Source organism: Pseudomonas sp. JQ36 (assembly GCF_053851495.1).
Genome location: NZ_CM132642.1, coordinates 5851161 through 5876916, shown reverse-complemented (window position 1 = coordinate 5876916; position 25756 = coordinate 5851161). Strand labels below are relative to the sequence as shown.

Annotated in this window: 26 protein-coding genes and 1 pseudogene; 13 read left to right on the top strand and 14 right to left on the bottom strand. The window is 59.8% G+C overall.

Features of this window, described 5'->3' with window-relative positions; genetic code table 11:
- Window positions 1-5 precede the first annotated feature (5 nt).
- Both ACS4NR_RS26480 and ACS4NR_RS26475 read left to right on the top strand, forming a co-directional pair.
- Window positions 6-776, top strand: coding sequence for an SDR family NAD(P)-dependent oxidoreductase (locus ACS4NR_RS26480; protein WP_456018725.1), 771 nt, complete (start codon window positions 6-8; stop codon window positions 774-776).
- A gap of 188 nt (window positions 777-964) precedes the next feature.
- Window positions 965-1219, top strand: a pseudogene (locus ACS4NR_RS26475) (YebG family protein); the annotation flags it as partial.
- 180 nt (window positions 1220-1399) lie between these two features.
- Here the strand turns inward: ACS4NR_RS26475 and ACS4NR_RS26470 are convergent.
- Complete coding sequence (locus ACS4NR_RS26470) at window positions 1400-2419, bottom strand: Glu/Leu/Phe/Val dehydrogenase (protein WP_204896154.1); 1020 nt, start codon at window positions 2417-2419, stop codon at window positions 1400-1402.
- 172 nt (window positions 2420-2591) lie between these two features.
- On the opposite strand from ACS4NR_RS26470, the gene ACS4NR_RS26465 reads away from it, so the two are divergent.
- A complete protein-coding gene (locus tag ACS4NR_RS26465; RefSeq protein WP_097090414.1) occupies window positions 2592-3395 on the top strand; it encodes a SirB1 family protein in 804 nt (267 codons plus the stop codon).
- A gap of 186 nt (window positions 3396-3581) precedes the next feature.
- On the opposite strand, the gene ACS4NR_RS26460 is transcribed toward ACS4NR_RS26465, so the two are convergent.
- From ACS4NR_RS26460 to hmgA, 4 genes are all read right to left on the bottom strand, one after another.
- Window positions 3582-4952 carry an MFS transporter gene (locus tag ACS4NR_RS26460; protein ID WP_456018724.1) on the bottom strand — a complete coding sequence of 457 codons (1371 nt, stop codon included), beginning with the start codon at window positions 4950-4952 and terminating at the stop codon, window positions 3582-3584.
- Window positions 4953-5109: 157 nt separating this feature from the next.
- Window positions 5110-5745 (bottom strand): maleylacetoacetate isomerase, encoded by a 636-nt coding sequence (gene maiA / locus ACS4NR_RS26455; RefSeq protein ID WP_095139546.1) that lies wholly within the window; start codon window positions 5743-5745, stop codon window positions 5110-5112.
- 12 nt (window positions 5746-5757) lie between these two features.
- Complete coding sequence (gene fahA / locus ACS4NR_RS26450; RefSeq protein WP_456018723.1) at window positions 5758-7062, bottom strand: fumarylacetoacetase; 1305 nt, start codon at window positions 7060-7062, stop codon at window positions 5758-5760.
- A 3-nt stretch (window positions 7063-7065) separates the two neighbouring features.
- Window positions 7066-8370, bottom strand: coding sequence for a homogentisate 1,2-dioxygenase (gene hmgA / locus ACS4NR_RS26445; protein WP_456018722.1), 1305 nt, complete (start codon window positions 8368-8370; stop codon window positions 7066-7068).
- Window positions 8371-8535: 165 nt separating this feature from the next.
- Between hmgA and ACS4NR_RS26440 the strand changes: the two genes are divergently transcribed.
- Complete coding sequence (locus ACS4NR_RS26440; protein ID WP_456018721.1) at window positions 8536-9321, top strand: IclR family transcriptional regulator; 786 nt, start codon at window positions 8536-8538, stop codon at window positions 9319-9321.
- A 31-nt stretch (window positions 9322-9352) separates the two neighbouring features.
- Here ACS4NR_RS26440 and ACS4NR_RS26435 read toward each other — a convergent pair whose 3' ends face one another.
- The 6 genes from ACS4NR_RS26435 to ACS4NR_RS26410 form a co-directional block, all read right to left on the bottom strand.
- Window positions 9353-12835 (bottom strand): dermonecrotic toxin domain-containing protein, encoded by a 3483-nt coding sequence (locus tag ACS4NR_RS26435; protein ID WP_456018720.1) that lies wholly within the window; start codon window positions 12833-12835, stop codon window positions 9353-9355.
- 602 nt (window positions 12836-13437) lie between these two features.
- Window positions 13438-14349, bottom strand: a complete 912-nt coding sequence (locus ACS4NR_RS26430) for an SDR family oxidoreductase (protein WP_456018719.1) — start codon at window positions 14347-14349, stop codon at window positions 13438-13440.
- A 208-nt stretch (window positions 14350-14557) separates the two neighbouring features.
- Entirely contained in the window at window positions 14558-15460 is a 903-nt protein-coding gene (locus ACS4NR_RS26425; protein ID WP_443532133.1) for an alpha/beta fold hydrolase, read from the bottom strand.
- A complete protein-coding gene (locus ACS4NR_RS26420; protein WP_456018718.1) occupies window positions 15460-16242 on the bottom strand; it encodes a class II aldolase/adducin family protein in 783 nt (260 codons plus the stop codon). Before ACS4NR_RS26420 ends, ACS4NR_RS26425 begins: the two co-directional genes overlap by 1 nt.
- A gap of 131 nt (window positions 16243-16373) precedes the next feature.
- On the bottom strand, window positions 16374-17060 hold the full coding sequence (locus tag ACS4NR_RS26415) for an LrgB family protein (RefSeq protein WP_095139538.1): 687 nt from the start codon (window positions 17058-17060) through the stop codon (window positions 16374-16376).
- The gene (locus tag ACS4NR_RS26410) at window positions 17050-17436 is read right to left on the bottom strand and encodes a CidA/LrgA family protein (RefSeq protein ID WP_027610876.1); all 387 of its coding nucleotides are present in this window, start codon (window positions 17434-17436) and stop codon (window positions 17050-17052) included. Before ACS4NR_RS26410 ends, ACS4NR_RS26415 begins: the two co-directional genes overlap by 11 nt.
- A gap of 94 nt (window positions 17437-17530) precedes the next feature.
- Between ACS4NR_RS26410 and ACS4NR_RS26405 the strand changes: the two genes are divergently transcribed.
- Entirely contained in the window at window positions 17531-18418 is an 888-nt protein-coding gene (locus ACS4NR_RS26405; protein ID WP_456018717.1) for a LysR family transcriptional regulator, read from the top strand.
- On the opposite strand, the gene ACS4NR_RS26400 is transcribed toward ACS4NR_RS26405, so the two are convergent.
- Window positions 18408-18863 (bottom strand): flavodoxin, encoded by a 456-nt coding sequence (locus ACS4NR_RS26400; protein ID WP_166496201.1) that lies wholly within the window; start codon window positions 18861-18863, stop codon window positions 18408-18410. The genes ACS4NR_RS26405 and ACS4NR_RS26400 overlap by 11 nt on opposite strands.
- A 153-nt stretch (window positions 18864-19016) precedes the next feature.
- On the opposite strand from ACS4NR_RS26400, the gene ACS4NR_RS26395 reads away from it, so the two are divergent.
- Window positions 19017-19493 carry a PAS domain-containing protein gene (locus ACS4NR_RS26395; RefSeq protein WP_456018716.1) on the top strand — a complete coding sequence of 159 codons (477 nt, stop codon included), beginning with the start codon at window positions 19017-19019 and terminating at the stop codon, window positions 19491-19493.
- Between the two features lie 55 nt (window positions 19494-19548).
- Window positions 19549-20154, top strand: coding sequence for a hypothetical protein (locus tag ACS4NR_RS26390; protein ID WP_027610872.1), 606 nt, complete (start codon window positions 19549-19551; stop codon window positions 20152-20154).
- A gap of 3 nt (window positions 20155-20157) precedes the next feature.
- Here the strand turns inward: ACS4NR_RS26390 and ACS4NR_RS26385 are convergent, their stop codons facing one another.
- On the bottom strand, window positions 20158-21117 hold the full coding sequence (locus ACS4NR_RS26385; protein ID WP_456018715.1) for a MerR family transcriptional regulator: 960 nt from the start codon (window positions 21115-21117) through the stop codon (window positions 20158-20160).
- A 212-nt stretch (window positions 21118-21329) separates the two neighbouring features.
- Between ACS4NR_RS26385 and ACS4NR_RS26380 the strand changes: the two genes are divergently transcribed.
- From ACS4NR_RS26380 to ACS4NR_RS26355, 6 genes are all read left to right on the top strand, one after another.
- Window positions 21330-21899, top strand: coding sequence for an antibiotic biosynthesis monooxygenase (locus ACS4NR_RS26380; RefSeq protein WP_095139531.1), 570 nt, complete (start codon window positions 21330-21332; stop codon window positions 21897-21899).
- A gap of 179 nt (window positions 21900-22078) precedes the next feature.
- Complete coding sequence (folM, locus tag ACS4NR_RS26375) at window positions 22079-22789, top strand: dihydromonapterin reductase (RefSeq protein ID WP_456018714.1); 711 nt, start codon at window positions 22079-22081, stop codon at window positions 22787-22789.
- A gap of 21 nt (window positions 22790-22810) precedes the next feature.
- Window positions 22811-23371 (top strand): GTP cyclohydrolase I FolE, encoded by a 561-nt coding sequence (folE, locus tag ACS4NR_RS26370; RefSeq protein WP_095139529.1) that lies wholly within the window; start codon window positions 22811-22813, stop codon window positions 23369-23371.
- On the top strand, window positions 23372-23743 hold the full coding sequence (gene folX / locus ACS4NR_RS26365) for a dihydroneopterin triphosphate 2'-epimerase (RefSeq protein WP_041073935.1): 372 nt from the start codon (window positions 23372-23374) through the stop codon (window positions 23741-23743).
- 96 nt (window positions 23744-23839) lie between these two features.
- Window positions 23840-24136, top strand: coding sequence for a DUF1244 domain-containing protein (locus ACS4NR_RS26360; protein WP_456018713.1), 297 nt, complete (start codon window positions 23840-23842; stop codon window positions 24134-24136).
- Complete coding sequence (locus tag ACS4NR_RS26355; protein WP_248738293.1) at window positions 24129-24467, top strand: HopJ type III effector protein; 339 nt, start codon at window positions 24129-24131, stop codon at window positions 24465-24467. Before ACS4NR_RS26360 ends, ACS4NR_RS26355 begins: the two co-directional genes overlap by 8 nt.
- Window positions 24468-24653: 186 nt before the next feature.
- Here ACS4NR_RS26355 and trxB read toward each other — a convergent pair whose 3' ends face one another.
- Window positions 24654-25616: a thioredoxin-disulfide reductase gene (trxB, locus tag ACS4NR_RS26350; RefSeq protein WP_095139527.1), complete on the bottom strand. Its 963-nt coding sequence runs from the start codon at window positions 25614-25616 to the stop codon at window positions 24654-24656.
- Window positions 25617-25756 lie beyond the last annotated feature (140 nt).

Here is a 25756-nt window from a genome sequence, read left to right as displayed (position 1 = left end):
GACATATGTACGATTTTCTGGGAAAAGTGTGTCTGGTCACCGGCGGCACCAGCGGCATTGGCGAGACCGTCAGCGAACGCCTGATCAAGGCCGGCGCCGATGTGATCGTGTTCGGCCGGGACGAAGAAAAAGGCGCAGCGCTGGCCGATCGGCTGGGTGAACACTGTCGCTTCATTGCCTGCGATGTCGGTGATCCGGCGAAGGTCGAGCAGGCGTTCGCGACCATTCGTTCGGTCTACGGCCGCCTCGATTGCGCATTCAACAATGCCGGCGTGACCGCTAAGTACGGGGCGCTCGCGCAATCGTGCCCGGATGACTGGATGAAGGTGATGAACATCAACGTCAACGGCACCTACCACTGCATGCGCCATGAGCTGCAATTGATGCTGGGCCGCGGCACCGGGGCGATCGTCAACACCTCATCCTGTGCCGGGGTGGTGCCGATTGGCGGCCAGGTGGCCTATGTCGCCAGCAAGCAGGCGATCAACGGCATGACCCAGGTGGCGTCGATCGAAAACGCGCGGCTGGAAGAAGGCGGCTGCATTCGGGTCAATGCGGTCGCCCCCGGGCCGATCCTCGGCGGCATGAACAACGAGGCACGCCTGAAAGCCGCACCGGAAAACACCCAGCGCAAAATCAACGTGACGTCGATGAAACGCTTCGGCACGGCGGACGAAGTGGCCAACGCGGTGCTCTGGCTGCTCAGCGATCAATCCGCTTACGTCACGGGTGTGATCATGCCCATCGATGGGGGTTACGCCAGCGGCAAGTTCTGAAATCAAATAAACCAACGACCCGCCGTGTGCGGGTCGTTTGGTTTGAGGGCCAAGGTCAGAAAAACCGCCGAATCCGGTCTACAGTGAAAAGCCGCTACCCAAAGCGCAGGGATTCGCTTATCCTTTTCGCTGTATATAGATACAGTAGTCGCAAAGACAACCAAATGTGAAGGCATGTGAGGTGGTGAATGGCCGTCGAAGTGGTATACCGCAGCAGCCGAGATCTGGAGCGCTTGTTCATGGATAAAGCCGAAGCTGACCGTCATGACAAAATGCTCGAACTGGCCGAGATGCTGTCCGAGGTGTTGCAAAAAGCCGTGCCGTCGCTGAACGAGCAGCAGGTTGAAGAAGTCGGGATCTATATGGCGAAGAACCGCGATGTATTCGCCAAAGCTTTCAAGAGCCAGCCTGATGCGCTGTCGGAGCTGATCAATGCACCGGCCGAGCCAGTGGCTGAAGAGACTGGGCCGGCAGAATCCGATGAAGCACCGGTCAAACCGGCAAAAGCGGCGAAAACTGCCAGGTAACAACGTTTGAATCGAAAAGATCGCAGCCTGCGGCAGCTCCTACATATGAATGCGTATTCCCTGTAAGAGCTGCCGCAGGCTGCGATCTTTTGCTTTTCAGCGATACAGGACTTTCTCCGCCAACTCATCCGCCACCCGCGCCGGCGAGCGCTTCTCGGCCTGCGCATGGGCAAACACCTCGGTCAGCCGCGAAGAAATCTTCGACAGGTGCGCAGTAATCGTCCCCAGCTCTTCGCCGCGATGCTTGAGCGAGACGTAGATCAACCCACCCGCGTTGATCACATAATCCGGTGCATACAGGATCCCGCGTCGCTCCAGTTGATCAGCCACATCCAGATGCGTCAGTTGATTGTTCGCCGAACCAGCCACCGCCGAACAGCGCAGTTGCGTCACCGTGTGGCTGTTGAGCACACCACCGAGCCCGCACGGCGCAAGGATGTCGCAGGGTGTGCTGAGCAAGGCGTCGTTGGCGATCGGGTGCGCATTGAGCTGTTCCATCGCCAGTTGCACCTTGCCGTGGTCGATGTCGCTGACCAGCAACTCGGCGCCCGCCGCATGCAGTTGTTCCGCCAGCGCATAACCGACATTGCCCAAGCCCTGAATCGCCACGCGCAAGCCTTCGAGATTGTCGCTGCCCAAACGCGCCATGGCGGTGGCGCGAATCCCGGTAAACACGCCCATCGCCGCATGCGGCGCCGGGTCACCGGCCGAAGTGGTGCTGGTGACATGGCGGGTCTGCTGGGCGATGCAATCCATGTCCGCCACCGAAGTTCCGCTGTCGATGGCGGTGATGTAGCGACCGTCGAGCTGCTCGATGCAGCGGCCAAACGCTTCGAACAGCGCCGCACGGTTTTCCACATGCGCCGGGCGCACGATCACCGCCACTCCGCCGCCCTGATCAAGCCCGGCCAGGGCAGCCTTGTAGCTCATGCCCTGCGCGAGGCGAATGGCGTCCTCGACTGCAGATTCGTCATTGGGATAGGCAAGATAACGGCAACCGCCCAGGGCAGGCCCGAGGCGACTGTTATGAATGGCAATGACCGCCTTCAACCCGGTGACCGGGTCAACGCTGAGGTGCAGCGATTCCAGGCGAGTGCTTTGCATGAGAGCGAACATCGGCAGGCTCCCGAATCACTTCTGGTAGACGCCAGTATAGGCTTGCGCCCAAAAATTGCTGAAGCGCGCCGGAATAAGCGCCCGCTTCGACGGCGACTTTGCGGCATAACCTGGCCGGTACTGGACGAATGGCGCAGACGGGGCTAAAACGAGGCATTCCCCGGAGATTGCGATGAGCCCGCGCCAACGTTTTTTCGAGTGTCTGCACCGTTCACCGCCCGCGCTGTTCGAAGCGGCGCTGTGGATGGCTGCCGAGCACGAAAAAGGCCTGGATGTCGAAGCGCTGCAACAGGACTTCAAGGAGCTGCAACAGCGCGTCAGTTACGGCTTGCCGATGCTGCCAGTCAGCGAACTGGCGCAACCGTTGCTGCGGCGGATGAATGATCTGGGCTTCTCTCAGGATGACTTTCTGCCGCTGCGCCCGCAGGTCGCGCTGTTGCACAAAGTGTTGCAGACCCGTCGCGGCCAGCCGCTGACCCTGTCCTTGATTGCCCTGGAATTGGCCCGTGGTCTGGAGATTCCGCTGGTCGGGGTGAACTTCCCGGGGCATTTCCTGCTGCGGGTGCCCGGTGCTGATCATCTGCTGGATCCCTGCGGTGGTCGGCGGCTGTATCCCAATGATTGTCGCGAGTTGTTGCAGCGTCAGTACGGCGCGCACCTCAAACTCAATGCCGATCATATGGCCACCGCCACCCCGCAGCAGATGCTCCAGCGCTTGTCACGCAACCTGCGTCAGTTGCATCTGGCGCATGAGGATTACATCGCCGCGCTGATCGATGCCGAGCGGGTGCTGGAACTGGGCGGTGCCAGCGCCGCCGATTATCTGGCCCGCGCCAGCCTGTATCAGCGGCTCGATTGCCCGAACGCCGAGCGCTTCGATCTGGAACATGCGTTGCTGCTTAGTGACGACCCGATCCAGCGCCTGCGTCTGACTGAACGCCTCGGCCACTTGCCACCCAATTCCGTCGTCCACTAAACGCTTTTTGTAGGAGTGAGCCTGCTCGCGAAGCGTCGTGTCAGCGATGAATGCATCGAAACCTGGATCGCCTTCGCGGGCAAGCCACGCTCCCACAGGGTTCAGCGTGACCCCATCCTTCTGCATCACAACGATCCCTTGTGGGAGCGTGGCTTGCCCGCGAAGCAGGCGCCACCGATTTTCCTGTCAGACCGCGTTATCGTTCTTCGCGAGCAAGCTCGCTCCCAAAGGGGATTGTGGGGTGTCTGAGGGCGAGCGCACCTGAATGATCAGCAGCGCCGCAATGACCGCCGGAATCGCGCAGAAGAAAAAAATCTGCGCCACCGGGATGTGCATCGCCAGCAGCATGCTGCCAAACAGCGGCCCGAGGATTGAACCGAAGCGCCCTACCCCCAGCGCCCAGCCAGTGCCCGTGGCCCGCACATGCGCCGGGTAGAAATTACTGGCGAAGGCGTTCAGCGTCAGTTGCCCACCGATGATGCAGAACCCGGCGGCAAACACGCAGGCCACCAGATAGCGTGGATTGTCGTGGTTCAAACCCAGCAGAATCGTGCACAGCGCCGCCCCGGCCAGCACCGCGCAAAGCAGACGCACCTTGCGCTTCAAGCGGTCGGCGAACCACGCCATGCACACCGCGCCCAAGGTGCCGGCGAACAGGAACATCGAGGTCACCAGGTTGGCTTCGTTGAGTTTCAGGCCGCTTTCCAGCAACAGCGTCGGCAGCCAGCTGATCATGAAATACAGCAGAATCAGGCTGACAAAAAACGTTGCCCAGATCAGCAGGGTCGGTCGCGCATAACCGTTGCGGAACAGCTCGACCACGGTCAATTTGCTGCCCTGCTCGCGCTCGTTCTGTTCGACGGAAGCGGCCGGCGGTTGCCAGTCGGGCAGCATTCGCGCGGTGACTTTGCGCAGGCGCGCATAGGGCGGCGCATCGCGCAGCAGACGCGGCAACGATTCCGGCAGCATCCACCACAGGAACGGGAACAGCAGCAATGGCGTGACACCACCGGCGAGGAACACCGCCTGCCAGCCAAAGCGATCGATGAAGCCCGCAGCAACAAAACCACCCGCTGCACCACCAAATGAAAACCCGCAAGCCGCCAGCGTGACCATCAAGGTGCGCAGACGAGGCGGTGAATATTCCGACATCAAGGCCATGGCACTGGGCATCGCCCCGCCCATGCCGATGCCGCAGATGAAGCGCGCGATCATCAGGGTATTCAGCGAGTCGGCGAACACCATCAGCACCGTCAGGCTGGCGTAGATCAGCACGCAAGCGAGCAGGATGCGCCGCACGCCGAAGCGGTCGGCCAGCGGCGTCACCGCGAGCGAGCCGAGCGTGAGGCCCAACAGGTTGGCGCTGAAAACCGGCCCGAACGCGGCTTTCTCCAGGCCCCAGTCTTGGGCTAGGGCCGGCACCACGTAACCGAGCACCTGAGCGTCATAGCCGTCGGTGACCAGCAATAAGGCGAGCAGGATCAGGAGCAACCACTGATAGCGGGACACAGGACGGGCGTCGAGTGCCGCGCGAAAGCTGGCAATCTGGTTGTGCATCGCAAGATACCTGTTTTGTTTTTATGATTTTTTTGGGGGGACGAATCTCCCCTGTGGGAGCGGGCTTGCTCGCGAAAGCGGTGTATCAGTCAGCATCCCGGTGCCTGACACTCCGCTTTCGCGAGCAAGCCCGCTCCCACATGGGGCAAGGTGAAGCTTAAGGGGTATCGGGCTGATTGGCCGGATGCGCCTTGATGAACGCCGGATGCTCAGCCGCCAACGCCGCCACCCGACAAATCCGCGGGTAAGCCTCCAGCGAAACACCGAAGCGCTCGGCCGCATACAACTGAGGAATCAGATACACGTCAGCCACACACGGCCATTCACCGAAACAGAAACCGCTGTCACCGATCAACTGCTCAACAGTCGCCAGCCCCTGACTGATCCAGTGCGCGATCCACTCCACCACCTGCGGCTCTTCGTGGCCCAGCTGGCGCAGGCGATTGAGCACGCTGACATTGTGCAGCGGATGCACGTCGCAGCCGATCACCGCCGCGACGCCGCGCACATGAGCACGGGCAGCGAGGTCTTCGGGCAGCAATGGCAGCTGTGGATAACGCTCTTCCAGGTACTCGATGATCGCCGGCGACTGAATCAGCAACTCGCCGTCATCGGTGCGCAAGGCCGGCACCCGACCCTGCGGATTGATCGCCAGATACGCCGCCTGGCGGTGCTCGCCCCCGGACGGCGCAATCAGGTTGACCGGCAGCGCGGTGTAGTCGAGCCCCTTCAACGCCAGGGCGATGCGCACCCGGTATGACGAGGTCGAGCGGTAATAGGTGTAGAGATCCATGATCCGCTCCTGTCAGCGCGCCGCCAGCACTTTGCCGCGGCATTCGCCGAAGCCGATCGAGGCAAAACCGTCACGGGCACAACGCGCGCGCAGGATGATTTCGTCGCCGTCTTCGAGGAATTTGCGCACTTCACCGGAGGCCAGTTCGATCGGCTTTTTACCGCCCTCGGTGATTTCCAGCAGGCTGCCGAACTGACCATTTTCCGGGCCGGACAAGGTGCCCGAACCGAACAGGTCGCCGGCCTGCAACTGGCAACCGTTGACGCTGTGATGCGCGACCATTTGCGCGACGGTCCAGTACATGTAACGGGTGTTGCTCAGGGTCAGGCGATGGGCCGGCAGATTCTGCTCGCGCATGGCCTCGGTAAGCAGTAGCACTTCCAGTTCGATGTCGAAGGCGCCGCCATCCTGATCGCGCTTGTCGAACAGGTATGGCAGCGGCTGCGGATCACCTTCCGGGCGCGCAGGTTGCGCCGTGCGGAATGGCTCCAGCGCTTCGGCGGTCACCACCCACGGCGACACACTGGTGATGAAGCTCTTGGACAAAAACGGCCCCAGCGGCTGGTATTCCCAAGCCTGGATATCGCGGGCCGACCAATCGTTGAGCAGGCAGAAACCGGCGATGTGCTCGGCGGCGTCACCGATGGCGATCGGCTCGCCCATTTCGTTGCCCTGACCGATCCAGATGCCCAGTTCCAGCTCGTAGTCCAGTCGGGTGCAAGGGCCGAAGGTCGGCTCGCTCGCACCGGCCGGCAGGGTCTGGCCTTTCGGGCGGCGCACGTCGGTGCCGGAGGCGCGCACGGTGGAGGCGCGACCGTGATAACCGATCGGCACGTGCTTGTAGTTCGGCAGCAGCGGGTTGTCCGGGCGGAACAGTTTGCCGACGTTCTGCGCGTGCTCGATGCCCACGTAGAAGTCGGTGTAATCGCTGATGCGCGCCGGCAGGTGCAACTGGCAATCGGCAGCCAGCGGCAACAGTTTCGCGCCCTGGGCTTCGATGGCGCCGCGATGGCTGCTGCCTTCGCTGAACAATTCCAGCAAGCGGCTGCGCAAGGCTACGCGGGCTTCGCGACCGAGGTCGAAGAACGCGTTCAGCAGGCCGCCGTGCATGGCTTCGACCGCGCTGCGAGCCGCGCCGTCAAACAGGCCGGCTTCAAGCGCCACTTGCAGATCGAAGATATGTTCACCGATCGCTACGCCCGCGCGCGGCGCCGAGCCGCCAGTGCTGAACACACCGAGCGGCAGGTTCTGCAGCGGGAAATCCGCGTGGCCGTTGGCCGAGGCAACCCAGCTGCGGGTGATGGAAGTCTGAGTCATGGGTTATCTCCGGGTCGGGTCGAACGTGGCGGGCAGCGTGGCCCAGCAGGCGTCGTAAGTGGATTGCAGTTGCGGGCAGTCGAGGGCGAAGCGGCTTGGGCGCAGCACCTGACTGGTCTCGAACATGAAGGCCATGGTGTTGTCGATCTTCGCCGGTTTGAGTTCCGCGTTGATCGCTTTGGTGCAGGTTTCGCCATCCGGGCCGTGGGCGCTCATGCAGCTGTGCAGCGACGCGCCGCCGGGCACGAAGCCTTCAGCCTTGGCGTCGTATTCGCCGTGGATCAGGCCCATGAATTCGTTCATCAGGTTGCGATGGAACCACGGCGGACGGAAGGTGTTCTCGGCGACCATCCAGCGCGGCGGGAAGATCACGAAGTCGAGGTTGGCCAGCCCGTGCACGCTGGTCGGCGACGTCAGCACGGTGAAGATCGACGGATCCGGGTGATCGAAGCTTACGGTGCCGATGGTGTTGAAACGGCGCAGATCATATTTGTACGGCACGTTGTTGCCGTGCCAGGCGACCACGTTCAGCGGCGAATGATCGAGCTCAGCGCCCCACAACTGGCCGAGGAATTTCTGCACCAGCGTGGTCGGCTGCTGCAGGTTTTCGTAAGCGGCGACCGGCGCCAGGAAGTCCCGTGGATTGGCCAGACCGTTGCTGCCGATCGGCCCCAGGTCCGGCAGGCGCAGCGGCGCGCTGTGGTTCTCGGCAACGTAACCGCGCGCCTGCGGATCAAGCAGCTCGACGCGGAATTTCAGGCCACGCGGCAGCACGGCTATTTCCAGCGGCGCGACTTCGAGCACACCGAGTTCGGTGGCAATGCGCAGCCGTCCCAGTTGCGGCACCAGCAGCAGTTCGCCGTCGGCGTTGTAAAACACCCGCTCCATCGAGCGATTCGCGCAATAGTTATAGATGCTGATGCCGGCCGGTTTCTCCGCTGCCGAGTTGGCGACCATGCCGATCAGGCCATCGATGAAGTCGGTCGGCTCGGCCGGGATATCCAGAGGATTCCAGCGCAGGCGATTGGGCGTCACCTCACCCAGCGGTCCACCGGCCAGTTGCCGCTCCAGTTTGACGAACGCCGGGTGATTGGCTGACGGCTGAATCCGGTACATCCAAGTGCGCCGCGCTTCACTGCGGGTCATGGTGAACGCCGTGCCGGAGAGCAATTCGGTATAGAGGCCGTACGGGGCTTTTTGCGGGGAGTTCTGGCCGATGGGCAAGGCGCCGGGCAACGCTTCACTGCTGAACTCGTTGCCGAAACCGGACTGGTACGCCAGCTCCGACGCGTTTGAATCGAGGTTCATGGAGCCTCCTGAACAGGGAGTCGGCAGTGGCCCATCGCTCTGGCTCAGAGGTTTGCGCACGCCGGGGTTGTTATTATCGTAATTCGATTACGCATAACGTAATTTGCTCGCTATTCAGCGTCAAGCTATAAAGACGCCCATTCGTTTTCGGATCCCGGCCGCACCATGGAAAAAACCAGCGACAGCAACGGCAAACAGAAAGTCCGCTCCGCCGAGGTCGGCACCGACATCCTCAAGGCGTTGGCCGAGTTGTCGCCCTCCACCTCACTGTCACGTCTGGCAGAGCATGTGCAGATGCCGGCGAGCAAGGTACACCGTTATCTTCAGGCTCTGATCGCCAGTGGTTTTGCCGAGCAGAACGCCGCCACTAACCATTACGGCCTCGGCCGTGAAGCGCTGCGTGTGGGCCTGGCGGCCCTGAACAGTATGGACGTGCTGAAAGTCGCCGCCCTGCCCCTGTCCGAATTGCGCGATGAACTGAACGAAACCTGTTTTCTGGCGGTGTGGGGCAATCAGGGCGCAACCGTGGTGCACATCGAACCGGCGGTGCGCGCGGTGACGGTGGTGACCCAATTGGGCTCGGTGTTGCCGTTACTCAGCTCGTCCACCGGACTGGTGTTCAGTGCCTTTCTGCCGCATCGGGAAACCGATGAGTTGCGCGAGCAGGAAATCGCCGTCGCCGGTCACCCACTGGCCGATCAAAATGCCTACAACGGTTTGTGCGAGCAGATCCGCGAGCGCGGTCTGCATCATGTGCACGGGTTGTTGATGCCTGGGGTGGACGCGTTGTCAGCCCCGGTGTTCAACGCGGTCGGGCAGATCGCCGCGGTGCTGACCATCGTCGGCCCGACTTCGCTGTTCCACGCTGATGAAGACGGCCCGGCGGCGCAGCGGTTACTGGCGGCGTCGCGGGCCGTGAGCTGGCGAATGGGGTATGAGCAAGCCGATTGAGTCAGGCGATCTCCAGGCGCCAGCCTGGGGATCAGCGCACGATGGTCTGGCTGATACCGGTTACCCGATCCTTCATCAACTCAGTGAAGAAATCGATCAACTGTTGATCTGCCGCTTTATGACCCGCCGCCTCGGCGACGAATTGCGCCGCCGACCGTGCGTCATCGACCAGACCGAGAAACGATCGTTGAACGTTGGTCACCTGCTTGATCACCTCTGCGCTCGCACCGGCTGTGGCCGCCTGGCCGAGCGTAAATAGTCCGATCAACGCGTCCGCGCCGAATCCCAGAGCCGCCGAGTAGTCACCTCGCCGTTGTGCCTGGGCTCCGTCGTAAACACTTTTCATCATCTGCACCGCGACGACCACGGAGCCAATAGGCGGCACGGCGAGACTGATGACATTCGCCACCTTGATCAGGCCATCGTAAAACAGTCCCGCGATAACCTCCTTCAAACTGGTGGTTCGCTCGTCGATATCGCTCAATGCGCGACGCACTCTCCGATCATGGAACGTGAAGAGGTTGTTCAACTTGGCGCGTTCTTGCGTCTTGACCGGAGGTCGGGTATCCGCGGTTGCCACAAGATCGTCAAAATAGTCATTGATTACTTTTTGATCGACGATCGCAACCCGGTCAAAGTAGTAATCGCGCATCGGTCCATAGCGGAAACGAATGGATGGAATGAAATCGTTGATGGGTCGATAAGCAACGCCATCCGGCGCATCGGGCGTATATAACCAGTCGTGGAACTGGCCGAGAATGTTCATCCGAAGGATATAGACACCCGCAACCGTACGATCCCCCGCCTTGGTCAAGCCTATTTTCCCGATATTGAATTCGTAAAGACCTTCATCACCTTCTGCGGACGAATCATTGATCGGGTAGTGATAGCCATCCTCTTTCAAACTGCCGACAACCCGTTGTAGCGCTACAAAGATTTCAGAGCCAAACCTGCCATCAATGTAGTTGGAGAGCAGATCGTAATGCATCTGACAGCGAACTTTTTTTGCATGAACGGCGCGCTTGAATGCGTAGTCAGGATGCTTCCCGTCCAGATAGTCGGTACTGAGCATTTCCGTATACCTGTCGCCAGGACGGAATGTTTTGGATAACGAGGACAGATCGCGAATATCCAGTTGATCGATCGACGGATGGCCGTCCGTCAAAAAATACCTGGGGTCATACTTGCTCGGATACGCCGGATTCGCTGCTTCAAACGACAGCCCTTCGATGAGCAGATCCGTTACGCTTTTCTGAAAATCGTCAGTCTGGACAATAATCTGATCCGGATTGATCTCGACACTCTGTCCTCGCGAACGCATCAGACTTTCAAGGTTCTGCTTTACCGCATCGTGGGTAAAACGTTCGAAAGAAGGGAACGCATTGTCCCTTGCCTCTACGGTGGAGAGCGCTTTCAGTTCGGTATTCAATCGAGCGTAACGTTTGCGCGGCTCAATTCCGAGGTAGCGGTAAGGCGCAGGCGCAATGGTCTTGTGTAACGCCAGCTCAGATTGAAAAGCGAGATTGACGTCATTGAGCAACGGCGCTGTGCCATTGGGGAAAAGGTCCGAGTATTGAGTATCCAGCTTGTACAGATAATGGGTGGAGTGACGGCTGACACCGCGCAACGATCCGGCTTCGTGCAAATAGTCCGGATGAATCAATGACGCCGCGTATTGACGATCAGCGGTCATGGCCGATTCAAACCATTTGTTCAGAGCGAATACATCCGCAAACGTCATGAAAACAGATTTGCCTGCAGGTGTTATCAGATAAACAAGATAGTTCCGAGTCTCCGGTGCCTGAAAAACCATCGCACCTTTCAAGGCGGGCCCCGGAGTCTGCAGGCTCAGTTTCAATCCGCGGATAGACACCGACGAGTCACCTGCCAACACCCTTTCAATGACCTTCGCTTCGGCTTCACTGAAAACGCCCGAATGGCGCGCAACGAAAAGCGCGAACTCGATGTTGCTGTGCAAGTGGTCACGATACGCCTGTGCAAACTCCGGCGATGGATCGGCTGGAAGACTGGATACGAATTGCGAGCGCACGTTGATGTTGCTCAACCATTGCTCAAGTGCAGCAGCGGACAGTCTGCTGCCGGACGGCAGCCCGGTGATGCTGATTTCGGCTTTATATCCCTCGTCATGCAGACCGAAGATGATGAATTCCGTCAGGGTCCGGCTATCGATCTGCTCGAGGGTGCGGCCGCCCAGCTGCATCTTGTGGACGCTGCGCACCTGTATCGTCTCGGCATCCAGCTGCTCACCCAACGCGCTCATCGCCCACTCGGAAAAACAACGCAAGACATAATCTTTAAAAGAGAAATACCTGTCGAAAACCAATTGGTAGTCAGAGTGATATTTCTCCATCGAGTGCTCAAGCTCGACGTAACGCTGCTGAAGAGCGTTACCACCGTTCTTCAGCCAGAGTGGCCATTCGGTACGCTTGAGCTCTGCCTGCACTTGATCGAATCGACGACCGATGTCAGCACGCATCACCGACATTACCTGATTGTCCTGCAATACCTGGCTGAACGCTTGAGTCTGGCCCTTGTGATCGCGCATCAGACTTGCAAGCGTATCGAGTTGCCCCTTCAAGTAAGCGTCGACACAATACCCAGACACACTCTGCATGGCTTTAGGGAAAGCGATTTTGCTACCGGACGCCGATACACGCGCCAGCAACGTTGCGTGCACGTCGATATTCCTGGCGAAGTATTCGAAGCCGTTGCCAGGCGTGTGAATGACATAGCCGGTGGCTTCATCGATCAGTTTCATTTCCGGATCCGCCCGCATCGCATTATCGAGGACAAACCCCGGCACAAGCGAAGTGCGATAGTCGGATTCAGGACTCACCACAACGTTATAAGCGCCGGCGCCGTTTTCCAGATTCAACAAGTAGCAATAGCGCGTTGCCATGCCGTGATCCAGAAATCCCGCCATGGCTTTTAAAGAAAGCTCCGCTGTCAGCAAAACGTTATAAGCCTGCTGCAAGGCCTGTTTATTTGTCAGTCCGGTGTTTTCAGTTGTTGTGACCTTTACGGGTGCCGCCCAATATTTGCCTATCTCCGAACGCAGGCTGCTCTCCATGTTTCGCAGCGTATAAGTAATTACCTCTTCAGCCTCGACAATACTGAAATCCCTGACTCTCATCTGTTCGCTAAAGGTATCGGGCAGTTGAAAGACACCGTCCCCGCCGCCTCCCAGATAGTTCGGCACCACATCATTGTCAAGACAATGAAGCAATACCTCAGACAGCTTCCCCGAAGGACGACGTTCAATCTCATTTGATTGATCGGTGATATTTATATAAACATTATCGATATCGATATTCTTCTGCCGTTGCTGCAATTCTTGCTGCAATGCCTGCCGAGCAATCTGCTGAACTGTCGGGATCGCCTCAACAATAGCGAACAAATCATCCTGCGCGGCGGCAGCCTTTACCCACTCAACCCTCCAGGTTACTTCCGCACCTTCAGAACCTCGCATCAAGCTTTTGTATAACTTATCCATATTCAAGTCCTATCTTTCAAGTTCAGTGAACGGAACCCCGCATCACTGCGATAGCGAAAGATAGTTTTATTTTTAACAAACAAGAAGCGCCAGTTCATTTCAACAAATATAGATTACAAGGTATTAACCAAAACAAAAAACACCTGTGAAACAATGACAAATTCACAGACAAATAATCCGCACAAAAACTTCATAAAAACTAACTAACTCAGCCATCCAGAATAGACAGCGAAGCGATACATTTCGGACGCGAACACTTTTCGCAGTCCGTGCAGGATCCTGTGGCGCGATCAAGACTGTTGCACGCCCCGTAACAGTGCATGTCCGGAATCGCTATTTTTCCATTGGGCTCAAGTGCTTATTCTGAGCGGGCTTTCACGGCACCCGCCGCAAAGCGCCAAGCCTTGGCTGCTGAGCAACTCGCGCCATCGCTGACCGATTTCAGATGAGTCGATGCATCGATTGATCGCCCCGGTGTTCACTGACGTTGATTTGTAGCTCCTTGATCCAACGTCTTACCTTGGCCGCTGCGTTTGCAGCGGCCTTTTTTATGGGCGAGGGTTTTGCCGATCGGGTTGCTCATTTGTCGGGCATGACACACGTCACAGCGAATACTTCTGCAAGTTCGCCATCATTTCCTTCAGCGCTTCAATGTTGTCCTTCGGATGCGCCGCTCCTTCGAAGTCGCAGATCTGCTGCCAGTGCGCCGCGACATCTTCCGGGGAGAAACCGTTGCGTGGATCGAACCCGGCGCCGAGGCTGCGTTCCCAGCGCACCTTGCCCATCCAGCCGCCACCGACTTCAAACAGGCCGGAGGTTTCCTGGCACTGTTCACTGGCCAGGTACACCACCAGCGGGCTGACCAGCTCCGGTTTGAGTTGTTCGAACACTTGCGGCGGGATCAGGCCTTCGGTCATGCGCGTGCCGCCGGTAGGCGCGATGGCGTTGACCAGAATATTGTTCTTGCGACCTTCGATGGCCAGGGTACGGGTCAGGCCGTAGAGGCCGAGTTTGGCCATGCCGTAGTTGGACTGACCGAAGTTGCCGTAGATGCCCGAGGTCGATGCCGTGAAGATCACCCGGCCGTAGTTTTGCTCACGCAAGTGCGGCCACGCGGCGCGGGTCACTTTGTAGGCGCCCTCGACGTGGACGCGATAGACCAGATCCCAGTCGGCGTCGTCCATCTTGTGAAAGGTCTTGTCGCGCAGGATCCCGGCGTTGTTCACCACCACGTCGACACGGCCAAAGGCGTCGAGGGCGTTCTGTACCAGTTTGTCGCCGTCGGTGACCGAGTCATGGTTGGCCTCGGCGATACCGCCGGCTTCACGAATTTCCGCCACCACACGATCGGCGGCGGAGGCGTTGGCACCTTCGCCCTGGGTCGAGCCGCCGAGGTCGTTGACCAGCACTCTGGCGCCGTGCCGGGCGAACAGCAGAGCGTGCGCCCGCCCCAGGCCACCACCGGCGCCGGTGACGATCACGACTTTATCTTCGAAACGTACGGACTCATTCATCGCAGGAACTCCAGCAGGCCAGTATTGAGTCCGAGTGTCAGGCACAGGGCTTGGGGTCACAACGAATACGGCTGAGGCTGAATGGTGCGCGATAAGGGTGGGGGATGATGAGGACGTCAAAAGATCAAAAGATCAAAAGATCGCAGCCTGCGGCAGCTCCTGCACAAATTAATGTAGGAGCTGCCGCAGGCTGCGATCTTTTGATCTCTCAGGAACACGCCACCTTGCGCGGCGGCAACTCCAGACGTTCACGAAACGCCAGGTAATGCTTGAGCACCTGCACCGGCGCTTCGATCTGCGGATAGTGGCCGATGCCCGGCAACATCACGGTGTCGGCATCGGCAATCAGCTCGCGATAACGCTGAACCATGTGCGCACCGGAGACCGGGTCGACTTCGCCATCAATCACCCGCAACGGCACTTCACTGCGCTGCATGGCCGCCAGCCAACGGTCGCGCTGCACACGGCGCTCGGGGATGTAGCCGATCAGTTTGTGCAGGATACGCGGGCCGCGATGGGTCTCGATCAGGCTCCAGAAATCATCCAGTTCACTTTCGCTGGGACCGGTCTGCGGGCCAAAGATCTGCCGGAAACTTTTCACCAGTGCATCACGGGTGAACGCCCGGCCGATCATCCAGCCCAGCGGGCTGAGCAGCAGCTTTTGCATCAGCACCGGGCGATGGGTTTCGGGGAACAGTCCGCCATTGAGAAAGACACAACTGGCGACCTCGATGCGCTGTTCGTAATGCCGGGCGAGCAGTTCCTGGGCAACGCTGTCGCCGTAATCGTGGGCCAGCACATGCACCGCTTGCTCGATCTGAAGATGGGCCAGCAGCGCCTGTTGCAGGTCGGCCTGCTCCAGCAGGCTGTAGCGGTGATTCAACGGTTTGGCCGAGTCACCGAAACCGAGCATGTCACAAGCGATCACCCGATAACGCTGGGCCAGTGGCTGCCACAAGTAGTGCCAGTCCCAACTGGCTGTCGGGAAACCGTGGATCAGCAGCAACGGCTCACCCTGCCCCGCCGTCCAGTAGCGGATCGACTGCCCACGAAAGACAAACGTCCGGCTGCGTTTGCGCCAGACACACAGAGGAATCTCGGCAAGAGGCATCAGAGTTTATATCCGGGGTCTTGTTTATCGAGTTTGCGCAGCAACGCCGGCCAGGCCAGCGCGCCGCCCATGCCTTGAGCACTTTTGGTCACGCCGGCGATCATCGCCTTGGCGCCCGCGAGGATCTGCGGTTCGATGGCAATCAGTTCAGCACCGCCGGTTTGCGCCATGACCTGAATGTCGCAGGCGCGCTGGAAGGTGAACATCATCAGAAAGGTGTCGGCGACGGTGCCGCCGCAGGTCAGCAACCCGTGGTTGTGCAGCATCAGAAAATTGTTCTCGCCCAGGTCGGCCTGCAAGCGCGCCTTCTCTTCGTGATTCAGCGCCACGCCTTCGTAGCCGTGATAGGCCAGGCTCGACAACACAAACAGCGACTGCTGGCTGATCGGCAACACGCCCTGCTTTTGCGCCGACACCGCTACGCCGGATGCGGTGTGGGTATGCAGCACGCAAACCACATCGTGCCGCACTTCGTGCACGGCGCTGTGGATGGTGTAACCGGCGGGATTGATTTCGTAGGGGCTGTCCATGAGCTTGTTGCCGGCCTGATCGACTTTCACCAGGCTGGATGCCGTGATCTCATGGAACATCAACCCGAACGGGTTGATCAGGAAGTCTTCGGTGCCCGGCACCTTGGCGGAAATATGGGTGAAGATCAGGTCGTCCCAGCCATGCAACGCTACCAGTCGATAACAGGCGGCGAGATCGACCCGGGTCTGCCACTCCGCAGCACTGACCTGGTCTTTGACATCAAGGGACGATTGGACGGGGGCTACGCTCACTGTATGCACCTCTGCGTTCTTATTGTTCTGCACGTACGAGCAGTCTAGTCAGGCGCAGAGGATCGCGTAGTTGCATTGCCAGCCAGCTTGATGACTGAGCGGGTCAGCCAGGCAAACTCCTTGGATCCATGTCAAAGCCACGACGCCAACAAAGGTGCGGCGAACAGATTGAGCAGCCCGGTCAGCACCATCACCAACCCCGCCACCGAGCCTTCCTCACCGCCCACTTCATGCGCCCGACTGACGCCTGCACCGTGCGCGCCAACCCCGAACAAAGCACCGCGCGCCAGGGCACTGCGCAACGGCAACCACTTGAGCAATACGCCGCCGAGCATCGCGCCGAACACACCAGTGAACATCACGAACACGGCAGTCAGTTCCGGCACGCCACCGAGATCCTGCGCCAGTGGCATGGCGAACGGCGTGGTGATCGAACGCGGCACCAGCGACATCGTCACCGAGCTATCCAGCGCCAGCGCCCTGGCCAGGCCGAACGACGTAGCGATCGACGCCGCGCTGCCGGCGAGCATGCCCAGCAGCAGCGCCGACCAGTGCCGCACCAGCAGACGCCGCTGCTGCCAGATCGGCACGGCGAAGGCCACCGTCACCGGCCCGAGCACCAGCATCAGCCAGTGCGTGTTGCTGGCGTATTCGGCATAGGCGGTGTGCAGCGGCACCGCGAGCGCCAGCAGCAGCGCCGGCACCAGAATCAGCGGCGACAGCAAGTAACGCCCGGTGCGCCGGTAAATCCAGCGACTGAACAGGTACGCCAACAGGGTGAAGGCGAGCCAGAACATCGGCATCAGCTCAAGCTTCATGGGACCGCCTCAGGCGCACGGCCAGCTCCACGGTGAAGGCTGTCACCAGCATCACCATCAGGGTGCTGGCGCCGATCACCAGCAAAATCCGCCAGCCGTCATCGCGCAACAGCGCGCCGTAGTCGAGCAGACTCATCAGCGCCGGAATGAAGAACAGCAGCATCTCGGCCATCAACAATCCGGCACCCAGTTGCAGCGCCGCCGGTTTGACCCAGCCAAACGCGAACGCCAACAGCAACAGGGCCATGCCGATGACTCCGCCGGGAATCGGCCAGGCCAGCCACGCGGCGATCTGACAGCCGAGCAGGTAGAGACCGAGTAACACGGCCAGTTCTGCGAATAGACGGGACAGGTATTTGAGGGATGCGGCGTTCATGATGGGCTCCTTACAGGGGCTTATTTTACGAAGCGGCCTGTCATCCCAGAAGCGAATTGTTAGACTCAGCCCTATTCCACAATGGAATCGGATGATGGAATTCAAACAGCTGCGCAGTTTTGTCGAAGTCATGCATCAGGGCGGCTTCACCCAGGCAGCGAAAACCCTGCACATCAGCCAATCGGCGGTGAGCAAACAAGTCGCGCAACTGGAGCAGAGCCTCGGCACGCCGTTGCTCGAACGGCTCGGCTCGCAACTGCGCCTGACTGCCGCAGGCAGCGTGGTGCTGCAGCGGGCCGAGGGCATGTTGCGCCTGCGCAATGAATTGCTCAGCGAACTGGATGATCTGAGCCAACTGGCACGCGGCGAATTGCGCCTCGGTCTGCCGCTGCTGGGCAGCGATGCGCTGTTCGCCGGGTTGTTCGCCGAGTATCGGCGGCGCTATCCGAACATCAGCATTCAATTGCTTGAGGGTGGCAGCCGTAATGTCGAGCAGGCGGTGCTCAGCGGCGAACTGGAGTTGGGTGGCAGCCTGTTGCCGAAAGATCCACAGTTCGATTTTCAGCCGTTCTGCGATGAAAAACTCGATGCGTTGCTGCCGGTGGATCACTCATTGGCAGCACGTGGGGAGATTGGCCTGGAGGAGCTGGCCGACACGCCGTTCCTGTTGTATCAACGCAGCTTCGTGCTCAATGACCGTTTACTGCAGGCCTGCCAGCAATTGGGCTTTACCCCGAAAGAAGGCGGGCGCAGTGGGCAAGCGGATTTTCTTGTGGCGCTGGTAGCCGCCGGGCAAGGCGTGGTGTTGCTGCCCAGCGTGGTGGCCCGGGCACTGGAGCGTCCGGGCGTGGTGCGCCTGACCTTGCGCGCGCCAGAGTATCTGCGCTGGGACATCGCGTTCATCTGGCGCCGGGGTGCCTATCTGTCGAAAGCCGCCCAGGCCTGGCTGGCCTTGCTGCGCGAACGCGCGATCAGCCCTTGAGGGTGGCGATCAGTTGCGCCAGCCATGGCTCGGCGTCGGTTTCCGGGGTCACACTTTCGCTGGCGTCCAGACGCAGCATCTCCTGCACTTCGCGTACGCCCAGCTCGGCGAACAACTCACGCATCAGCTCACCACCGCCGCAGAACGTATCGCCGTAACTGGCATCACCCAAGCCGATCACCGCCCCCGGCAAATCGCGCCACGCGGCTGGCAACTGATCGCGAATCATCGAATACAACGGCTGCAGGTTATCCGGCAGTTCGCCCATGCCGGTGGTCGAGGTCACCGCGAGGAACGCTTCAGGGCCGAACGCCTGAATGTCCGCCAGGCTGGCGCGCGAGTTGTGGAAGGTTTCAAAACCGGCGTCTTTCAGCAGGTTCTGCGCGTGACGGGCGACTTCTTCGGCCGTTCCGTAAACCGAGCCGGAGAGGATGGCGACTTTCATCAATCTGATCCTGAAGCTGAAAAAAAGAGCGGCGATAGTAGCAGTCCCGACAGAGAAGTTGCGACCAGCTCTCAATGGGCACTGATGGCCTATAGACAGCGCCGGCTGATCTTCTAGAATGCGAGCCATCGACAATGCTGAAAGGATTCACAGATGATCAATGCCAGTCTGCTGCAAATGGTGATCAACGCGTCGAACGACGGAATCGTCGTCGCTGAGAAGGAAGGCGAGCAGGACAACATCCTGATCTATGTGAACCCGGCCTTCGAACGTCTGACCGGTTACAGCAGCGAAGAAATTCTTTATCAGGACTGCCGCTTTCTGCAATCCGGTGACCGTGATCAGGCAAGCCTGGAAAGGATTCGCGAAGTGCTGCGCAACGGTGGCGCGTGTCGCGAAACATTGCGCAACTATCGCAAGGACGGCACGCCTTTCTGGAATGAATTGTCGCTATCGACGGTAAAAAACGCCGATGACGGCCAGACCTATTTCGTTGGCGTGCAGAAAGACGTCACGATTCAGGTCAAGGCGCAGCAACGCGTAATTCAGCTTGAGGCCGAGGTTGCAGCACTGCAAGCGGAGCTGGAAGCATTGAAAGCGACGAACGGCGCAAACAAATCTGCGAACTAAGTGTCATTAACTACAATCACCAATGACTTTGTAACTATATCTTTCGAGCCAGGCCATGCAACGCGACGCCCTCCTGACCCAGGATGAGCTGGATTTCATCCAGACCATGCAGCACAACCCGCAGCTCAATGTGCGGGATGCGACGTCGAGCCTGCTGGTCAATGGTGGCTCGCAGATCCGTGACCTGCTCACGCGCCTGGCAGCTCACGAGCAAGTGACCATCCAGGCCAACTTCGAAAATCAGCAAATGACCTTCCCGCTGCATCTGGTGGAAGACGAATTCCACGCGTTGCACCTGCGTCTGGGCGTGCCGAGCATTTACGAAGACGGTCCGATGATTCGCCCATGGCGCCTGACCCTCGAAGAGCCGGTCGCGCTGGAAAACGCCAAAGGGCAGCCAGGCATGATGTGGGTGCACGAGGTGTCGCACAAAGGCGTGCTGCTGGAAATGCGCAACAAGACCAAACCGCCCAAGCATTTCGCCCTGTGGTTCAGCCCTTCAGGTTATGAGCGGATCTCCCTGCGCGGCAATTTCGAGCGCGAAACCGAGCACGGTTTTTACGCCTACGAGCTGAGCCAGACCGATGCCGATGAAACCGAACGCCTGCGCCAGTTCATCCTGCAACAACACCGTCTGACCCACCCCGCCCTGCACACCTGATATTCAGGTATCCAGCGTACCCGCGAGAAATTGCGTCATGCGCTGACGCATCGTCGCCCCTTCATTGCCCAGACAACCGATCGACGATCCGGCCAGACTGTCCTGTGCCAGATCGGCAGCGTCGCCGGCGAGCATCACCTGACAGTCGAGACTCAAGGCCAGTCGATTCAGACGGCGCGGCAAATCCGCGGTGGGGGCGTGATTGGAAAACAGCACCAGCGCCTGCGGCTTGATCCGCTCGCACACCAGCGCCAATTCATCGAATGGCTGACCGGTGGTCAGCACCCGCACGCCCGCATCATTGCCGCTGAGAAACAACGCGGCGACCAGTAGCTCGAGTTCACGACACTGACCGGCCAGCGCGCTGACAATCACTTTGCGCGGCTGGGTGCCGCGCAGCGCGACGATCCGCTGCAACACCCGCGCCCGCAGGAACCCGTCGAAAAACAGCCACTCGCTGGTCTGCCCGAAAGCATCCTGGCGTTGCAGCATCTGCAGCCACAACGGCATGAGGATGTCCTGGAACACCACCGGCAGCGCGTATGAAGAGAAAATCTGGTTGTAGACCTGATCCAGCGCGCGGTCATCGAACGCGCTGATCGCGGCCTGCACCTGTTGCTGCCACTGCCCGTAATCAGCCTGCACCAGATCATCAGGAATGATATGCGCCAGCACTTTCAGCGGCTCGGTCTTGGCGAGAATCTTGCCGACCTTGCTCACGGCCACGCCGCGATCGATCCAGTCGACGATGCTGCGTACACGCTCGATTTCGGTCATCGAATACAACCGGTGCCCGCTTTCGGTGCGCGTCGGCTGGATCAAACCGTAGCGGCGCTCCCATGCACGCAGCGTTACCGGGTTGACGCCGGTCAGCCGCGACACCTCCCGAATAGGGAACAACTCTTCGCGCTCAAGCGCGACAGAGGCCTGCGAGGCAGGGTTAGCGTCCTTGATAACAGCCATGGTGCAGGTTTGTCCGCTCGTTGAATTTGGATCCCATTCTACATCCGATGCCCTCTGTCGGTTCAACCCAATAAACAGAGACGAAAGTCTCTGAAACTGTCATCAAAATCGGGAATAATCCTTGCTTGTTGAAAAGCGCAGGCCCCTACCCCGGCTTGCGCAATGCGAAACCTCCTACCCGGAGCGCCGCACTCGAAATATGGAGATACACAATGTCTACTTCCCCCGTCACGCTAATGGTGGCGCGTCGCGTCGCCGATGGCCGCTATCAGGACCTGATTGCCTGGCTGCGCGAAGGCGAACAACTGGCCACTGACTTTCCCGGTTACCTGGGTTCCGGCGTGCTCGCTCCGCCACCCGGTGACAACGAATTCCAGATCATTTTCCGCTTCGTCGACGAGCAGACCCTGCACGCCTGGGAGCACTCGGTTTCGCGTACCGCGTGGCTGGCGCGGGGCAGCGATCTGTTCGAGCATCCCAAGGAGCATCGGGTCAGCGGCATCGAGGGCTGGTTCGGCGCTGCCGGTCAACGGCCACCACGCTGGAAACAAGCCGTGGCGATCTGGCTGGCATTCTTCCCGGTGTCGCTGCTGTTCAACTTTGTCCTCGGGCCGCTGCTCGGCGAGATGAGCCTGCTGCCGCGGGTATTGATCAGCACGGCGTGCCTGACGCCGTTGATGGTGTATTTCTTTATTCCATTGTCGACGCGGTTGCTGGCGGGTTGGCTGAACAATGTTCCAGCACCTCGACTGCCTGTTGAACCGGTGTCTCAAAACCGTTGAGAGCCCATGTGTGAGCGGGCTTGCTCGCGAAAGCGTCGTGTCAGTTGATGCATCCGCGCCTGTCACAGCGCTTTCGCGAGCAAGCCCGGCTCCCACAAAAGCACAACACCGGTCTTGCGATAGGTGGGCAACCCGCGTCGCTGTTATAGTTTTTGCTCCAACCGCGACGCGAGCCGTTCATGTCCATATCCTCCGCCCCGATCCTAATCACCGGTGCCGGCCAGCGTGTCGGTCTGCACTGCGCGCAGCGTTTGCTTGAAGACGGCCATCGGGTCATCTTCACTTACCGCAGCGAACGTCCCGGCGTGCAAACCCTGCGGGATCTGGGCGCAATCGGGATTTTCGCGGACTTCTCCAGCGAAGCCGCCATCCTTGCCTTCATCGATGAACTGAAAAGCCACACCGACAGCCTGCGCGCCATCGTCCACAACGCCTCCGAATGGCTGGAGGAAACCCCGGGCAGTGAAGCCGAGGCCTTCTCGCGCATGCTCAACGTGCACATGCTCGCGCCGTACCTGATCAACCTGCACTGCGCCGACCTGCTCAAGCGCTCGACCCCGGCCGACATCATCCACATCAGCGACGACGTCACGCGCAAGGGCAGCAGCAAGCACATCGGTTATTGCGCCAGCAAGGCCGGGCTCGACAGCCTGACCCTGTCCTTCGCCGCGCGCTATGCGCCGGCAATCAAGGTCAACGGCATCGCGCCGGCCCTGCTATTGTTCAATCCCGACGACGACGCGGCGTACCGTGCCAAGGCGCTGGCCAAATCCGCGCTGGGCATCGAGCCCGGCAGCGAAGTGATCTACCAGAGCCTGCGCTATCTGCTCGACAACCCCTATGTCACCGGCACGACCCTGACCGTCAACGGCGGACGGCACGTCAAATAAGTTGCTGCGCGAGGATCACCCATGAGCCGTTCCCTGCCCGAGAATTACCGCGAGATCCTCATCGGCCTCGGCGAAGACCCCGACCGCGAAGGCTTGCTCGACACCCCGGTGCGCGCGGCCAAGGCCATGCAATACCTGTGTCACGGCTACGAGCAGAGTGTGGATCAGATCGTCAATGGCGCGCTGTTTGCCTCCGACAGCGACGAGATGATCATCGTCGCCGACATCGAGCTGTACTCGTTGTGCGAACATCACCTGCTGCCCTTCATCGGCAAGGCCCATGTGGCTTATATTCCGACAGGCAAGGTGCTGGGGCTGTCGAAGATCGCGCGGCTGGTGGACATGTTCGCCCGGCGCCTGCAGATTCAGGAGAACCTCACCCGGCAGATTGCCGATGCGGTGCAACAGGTCACCGATGCCGCCGGCGTCGCGGTGGTCATCGAGGCCCGGCACATGTGCATGATGATGCGCGGTGTCGAGAAACAGAATTCGACCATGAACACCTCGGTCATGCTCGGCGCCTTTCGCGACTCGAGCAACACCCGTCAGGAGTTCCTGCAATTGATTGGACGGAGCAAGTAAATGTCACAACTTCAACCGGGAATGGCGCGCATCCGGGTCAAGGATCTGCGCCTGCGCACCTTTATCGGGATCAACGAGGACGAGATCCTCAACAAGCAGGATGTGCTGATCAACCTGACCATCCAGTACGCCGCGCAGGAAGCGGTGCGCGACAACGACATCGATCACGCGCTGAACTACCGCACCATCACCAAGGCGATCATCGCCCATGTCGAGGGCAACCGTTTTGCGCTGCTCGAACGCCTGACCCAGGAACTGCTGGATCTGGTGATGAGCAATACCGCCGTGCTGTACGCCGAAGTCGAAGTCGACAAGCCGCATGCACTGCGATTTGCCGAGTCGGTGTCAATCACGCTTGCAGCGAGCCGCTAGCTTCAAGCTTCAAGCGGCAAGCTGTAAACTTCGTATCAACGCCACCCATCTTGCAGCTTGAAGCTCGTCGCTTGAAGCTGTCTCGCAGAGACTCCCATGACCGAGCAACAACGCCTCGAACTCGAAGCCGCCGCCTTCCGCCGACTGGTCGCCCACCTGGACAGCCGCAAGGACGTGCAGAACATCGACCTGATGAACCTCGCCGGGTTCTGCCGCAACTGCCTGTCCAAGTGGTACAAGGCCGCCGCCGACGAGAAGCAGATCGAGGTCAGCCTCGACGATGCCCGTGAAGTGGTTTACGGCATGCCTTATGCCGAATGGAAAGACCAATACCAGCAAGAAGCCAGCGCCGAACAACAGGCGGCGTTCGCCAAAGGAAAACCCAATGAGTGATCTGAACACCCTGCGCGCCAGCCTCAAGAGCGGCGAACACGTTTTTGCCGACACCCTGGCCTTCATCGCCGCCGGTTATGACTACCAGCCGCAAGCGTTCAACAACGGAGGCGTGGAGAACGCTGCCGGGCAGAACGAAGGTTCGTGCAAGACCCTGGGTCTGGCACTGCTGGAAGGCTTGAGCGATGAAGAAGCGCTGCTGGCATTCGGCGAGCATTACCGCTCGGTCGTGGCTACACCTGAAGGCAGCGACCACGGCAATATCCGCGCGCTGATCAAGCACGGTCTGGCGGGTGTGAAGTTCGAAGCACAGCCGCTGACCCGCCGCTGATTCCCATAGACAACGCCATCCCCTGTGGGAGCGGGCTTGCTCGCGAAGGCGTCAGGTCAGGCGACTTTTCTTTGTCTGACACACTGCTTTCGCGAGCAAGCCCGTTCCCACAGGGGTGAGGCGATGCAGCGGAAAATGCAGGCATAAAAAAACCGGCCAGAGGGCCGGTTTTTTTGTGTCTGCGATTTAGAACGAAACGTTCTGCAGACCGTCCAGATAACGCTCGGTGTCCAGTGCCGCCATGCAGCCGGCGCCGGCCGAGGTAATGGCCTGACGGTAAACGTGATCAGCTACGTCGCCTGCAGCGAAGATACCTTCGACGCTGGTTGCAGTGGCGTTGCCATCACGGCCACCCTGCACAACCAGGTAACCGTCCTTCAGGGTCAGTTGGCCTTCGAACAGCGAAGTGTTCGGAGTGTGGCCGATCGCGATGAATACGCCGTCGACCTTGATTTCGTCGAAGCTGCCATCGTTGTTCTTCAGGCGCGCACCGGTCACGCCCATGTTGTCGCCCAGCACTTCGTCGAGGTTGGCGTTTAACTTGAGGATGATCTTGCCTTCGGCCACGCGGGCGTTGAGCTTGTCGATCAGGATCTTCTCGGCGCGGAAGGTTTCGCGACGGTGGATCAGGGTCACGGTGCTGGCGATGTTGGCCAGATACAGCGCCTCTTCAACAGCGGTGTTGCCGCCACCGACCACAGCCACTGGCTTGTTGCGGTAGAAGAAACCGTCACAGGTCGCGCAGGCGGAAACGCCTTTGCCCATGAACGCTTCTTCCGACGGCAGGCCCAGGTAGCGAGCGCTGGCACCGGTGGCGATGATCAGGGCGTCACAGGTATAGGTCGCACTGTCACCGGTCAGGGTGTACGGCTTGGCGGCGAAGTCCACGGCATTGATGTGATCGAAAACGATCTCGGTTTCAAAACGCTCGGCGTGCTCGCGCATCCGCTCCATCAGCGCCGGACCGGTCAGACCGTGCACGTCGCCCGGCCAGTTGTCGACTTCGGTGGTGGTGGTCAGTTGACCGCCGGCCTGCATGCCGGTAATCAGCAGTGGCTTGAGGTTGGCACGGGCGGCGTAGACCGCAGCGCTGTAACCGGCAGGGCCGGAACCGAGAATAATCACTCGCGAATGACGGACTTCAGACATGACCTGCTCCTGTTGACCGGGCCGAAACACTGGCGCGGAACGCCGGACTGCCGGCGGGAATAAAAAAGGACTGTGGATAACCTTGGGGAAGGCATGAGCTCGACAGTCCTGTAAAAAGTTGGGTGCAGCGTATCGAGGGG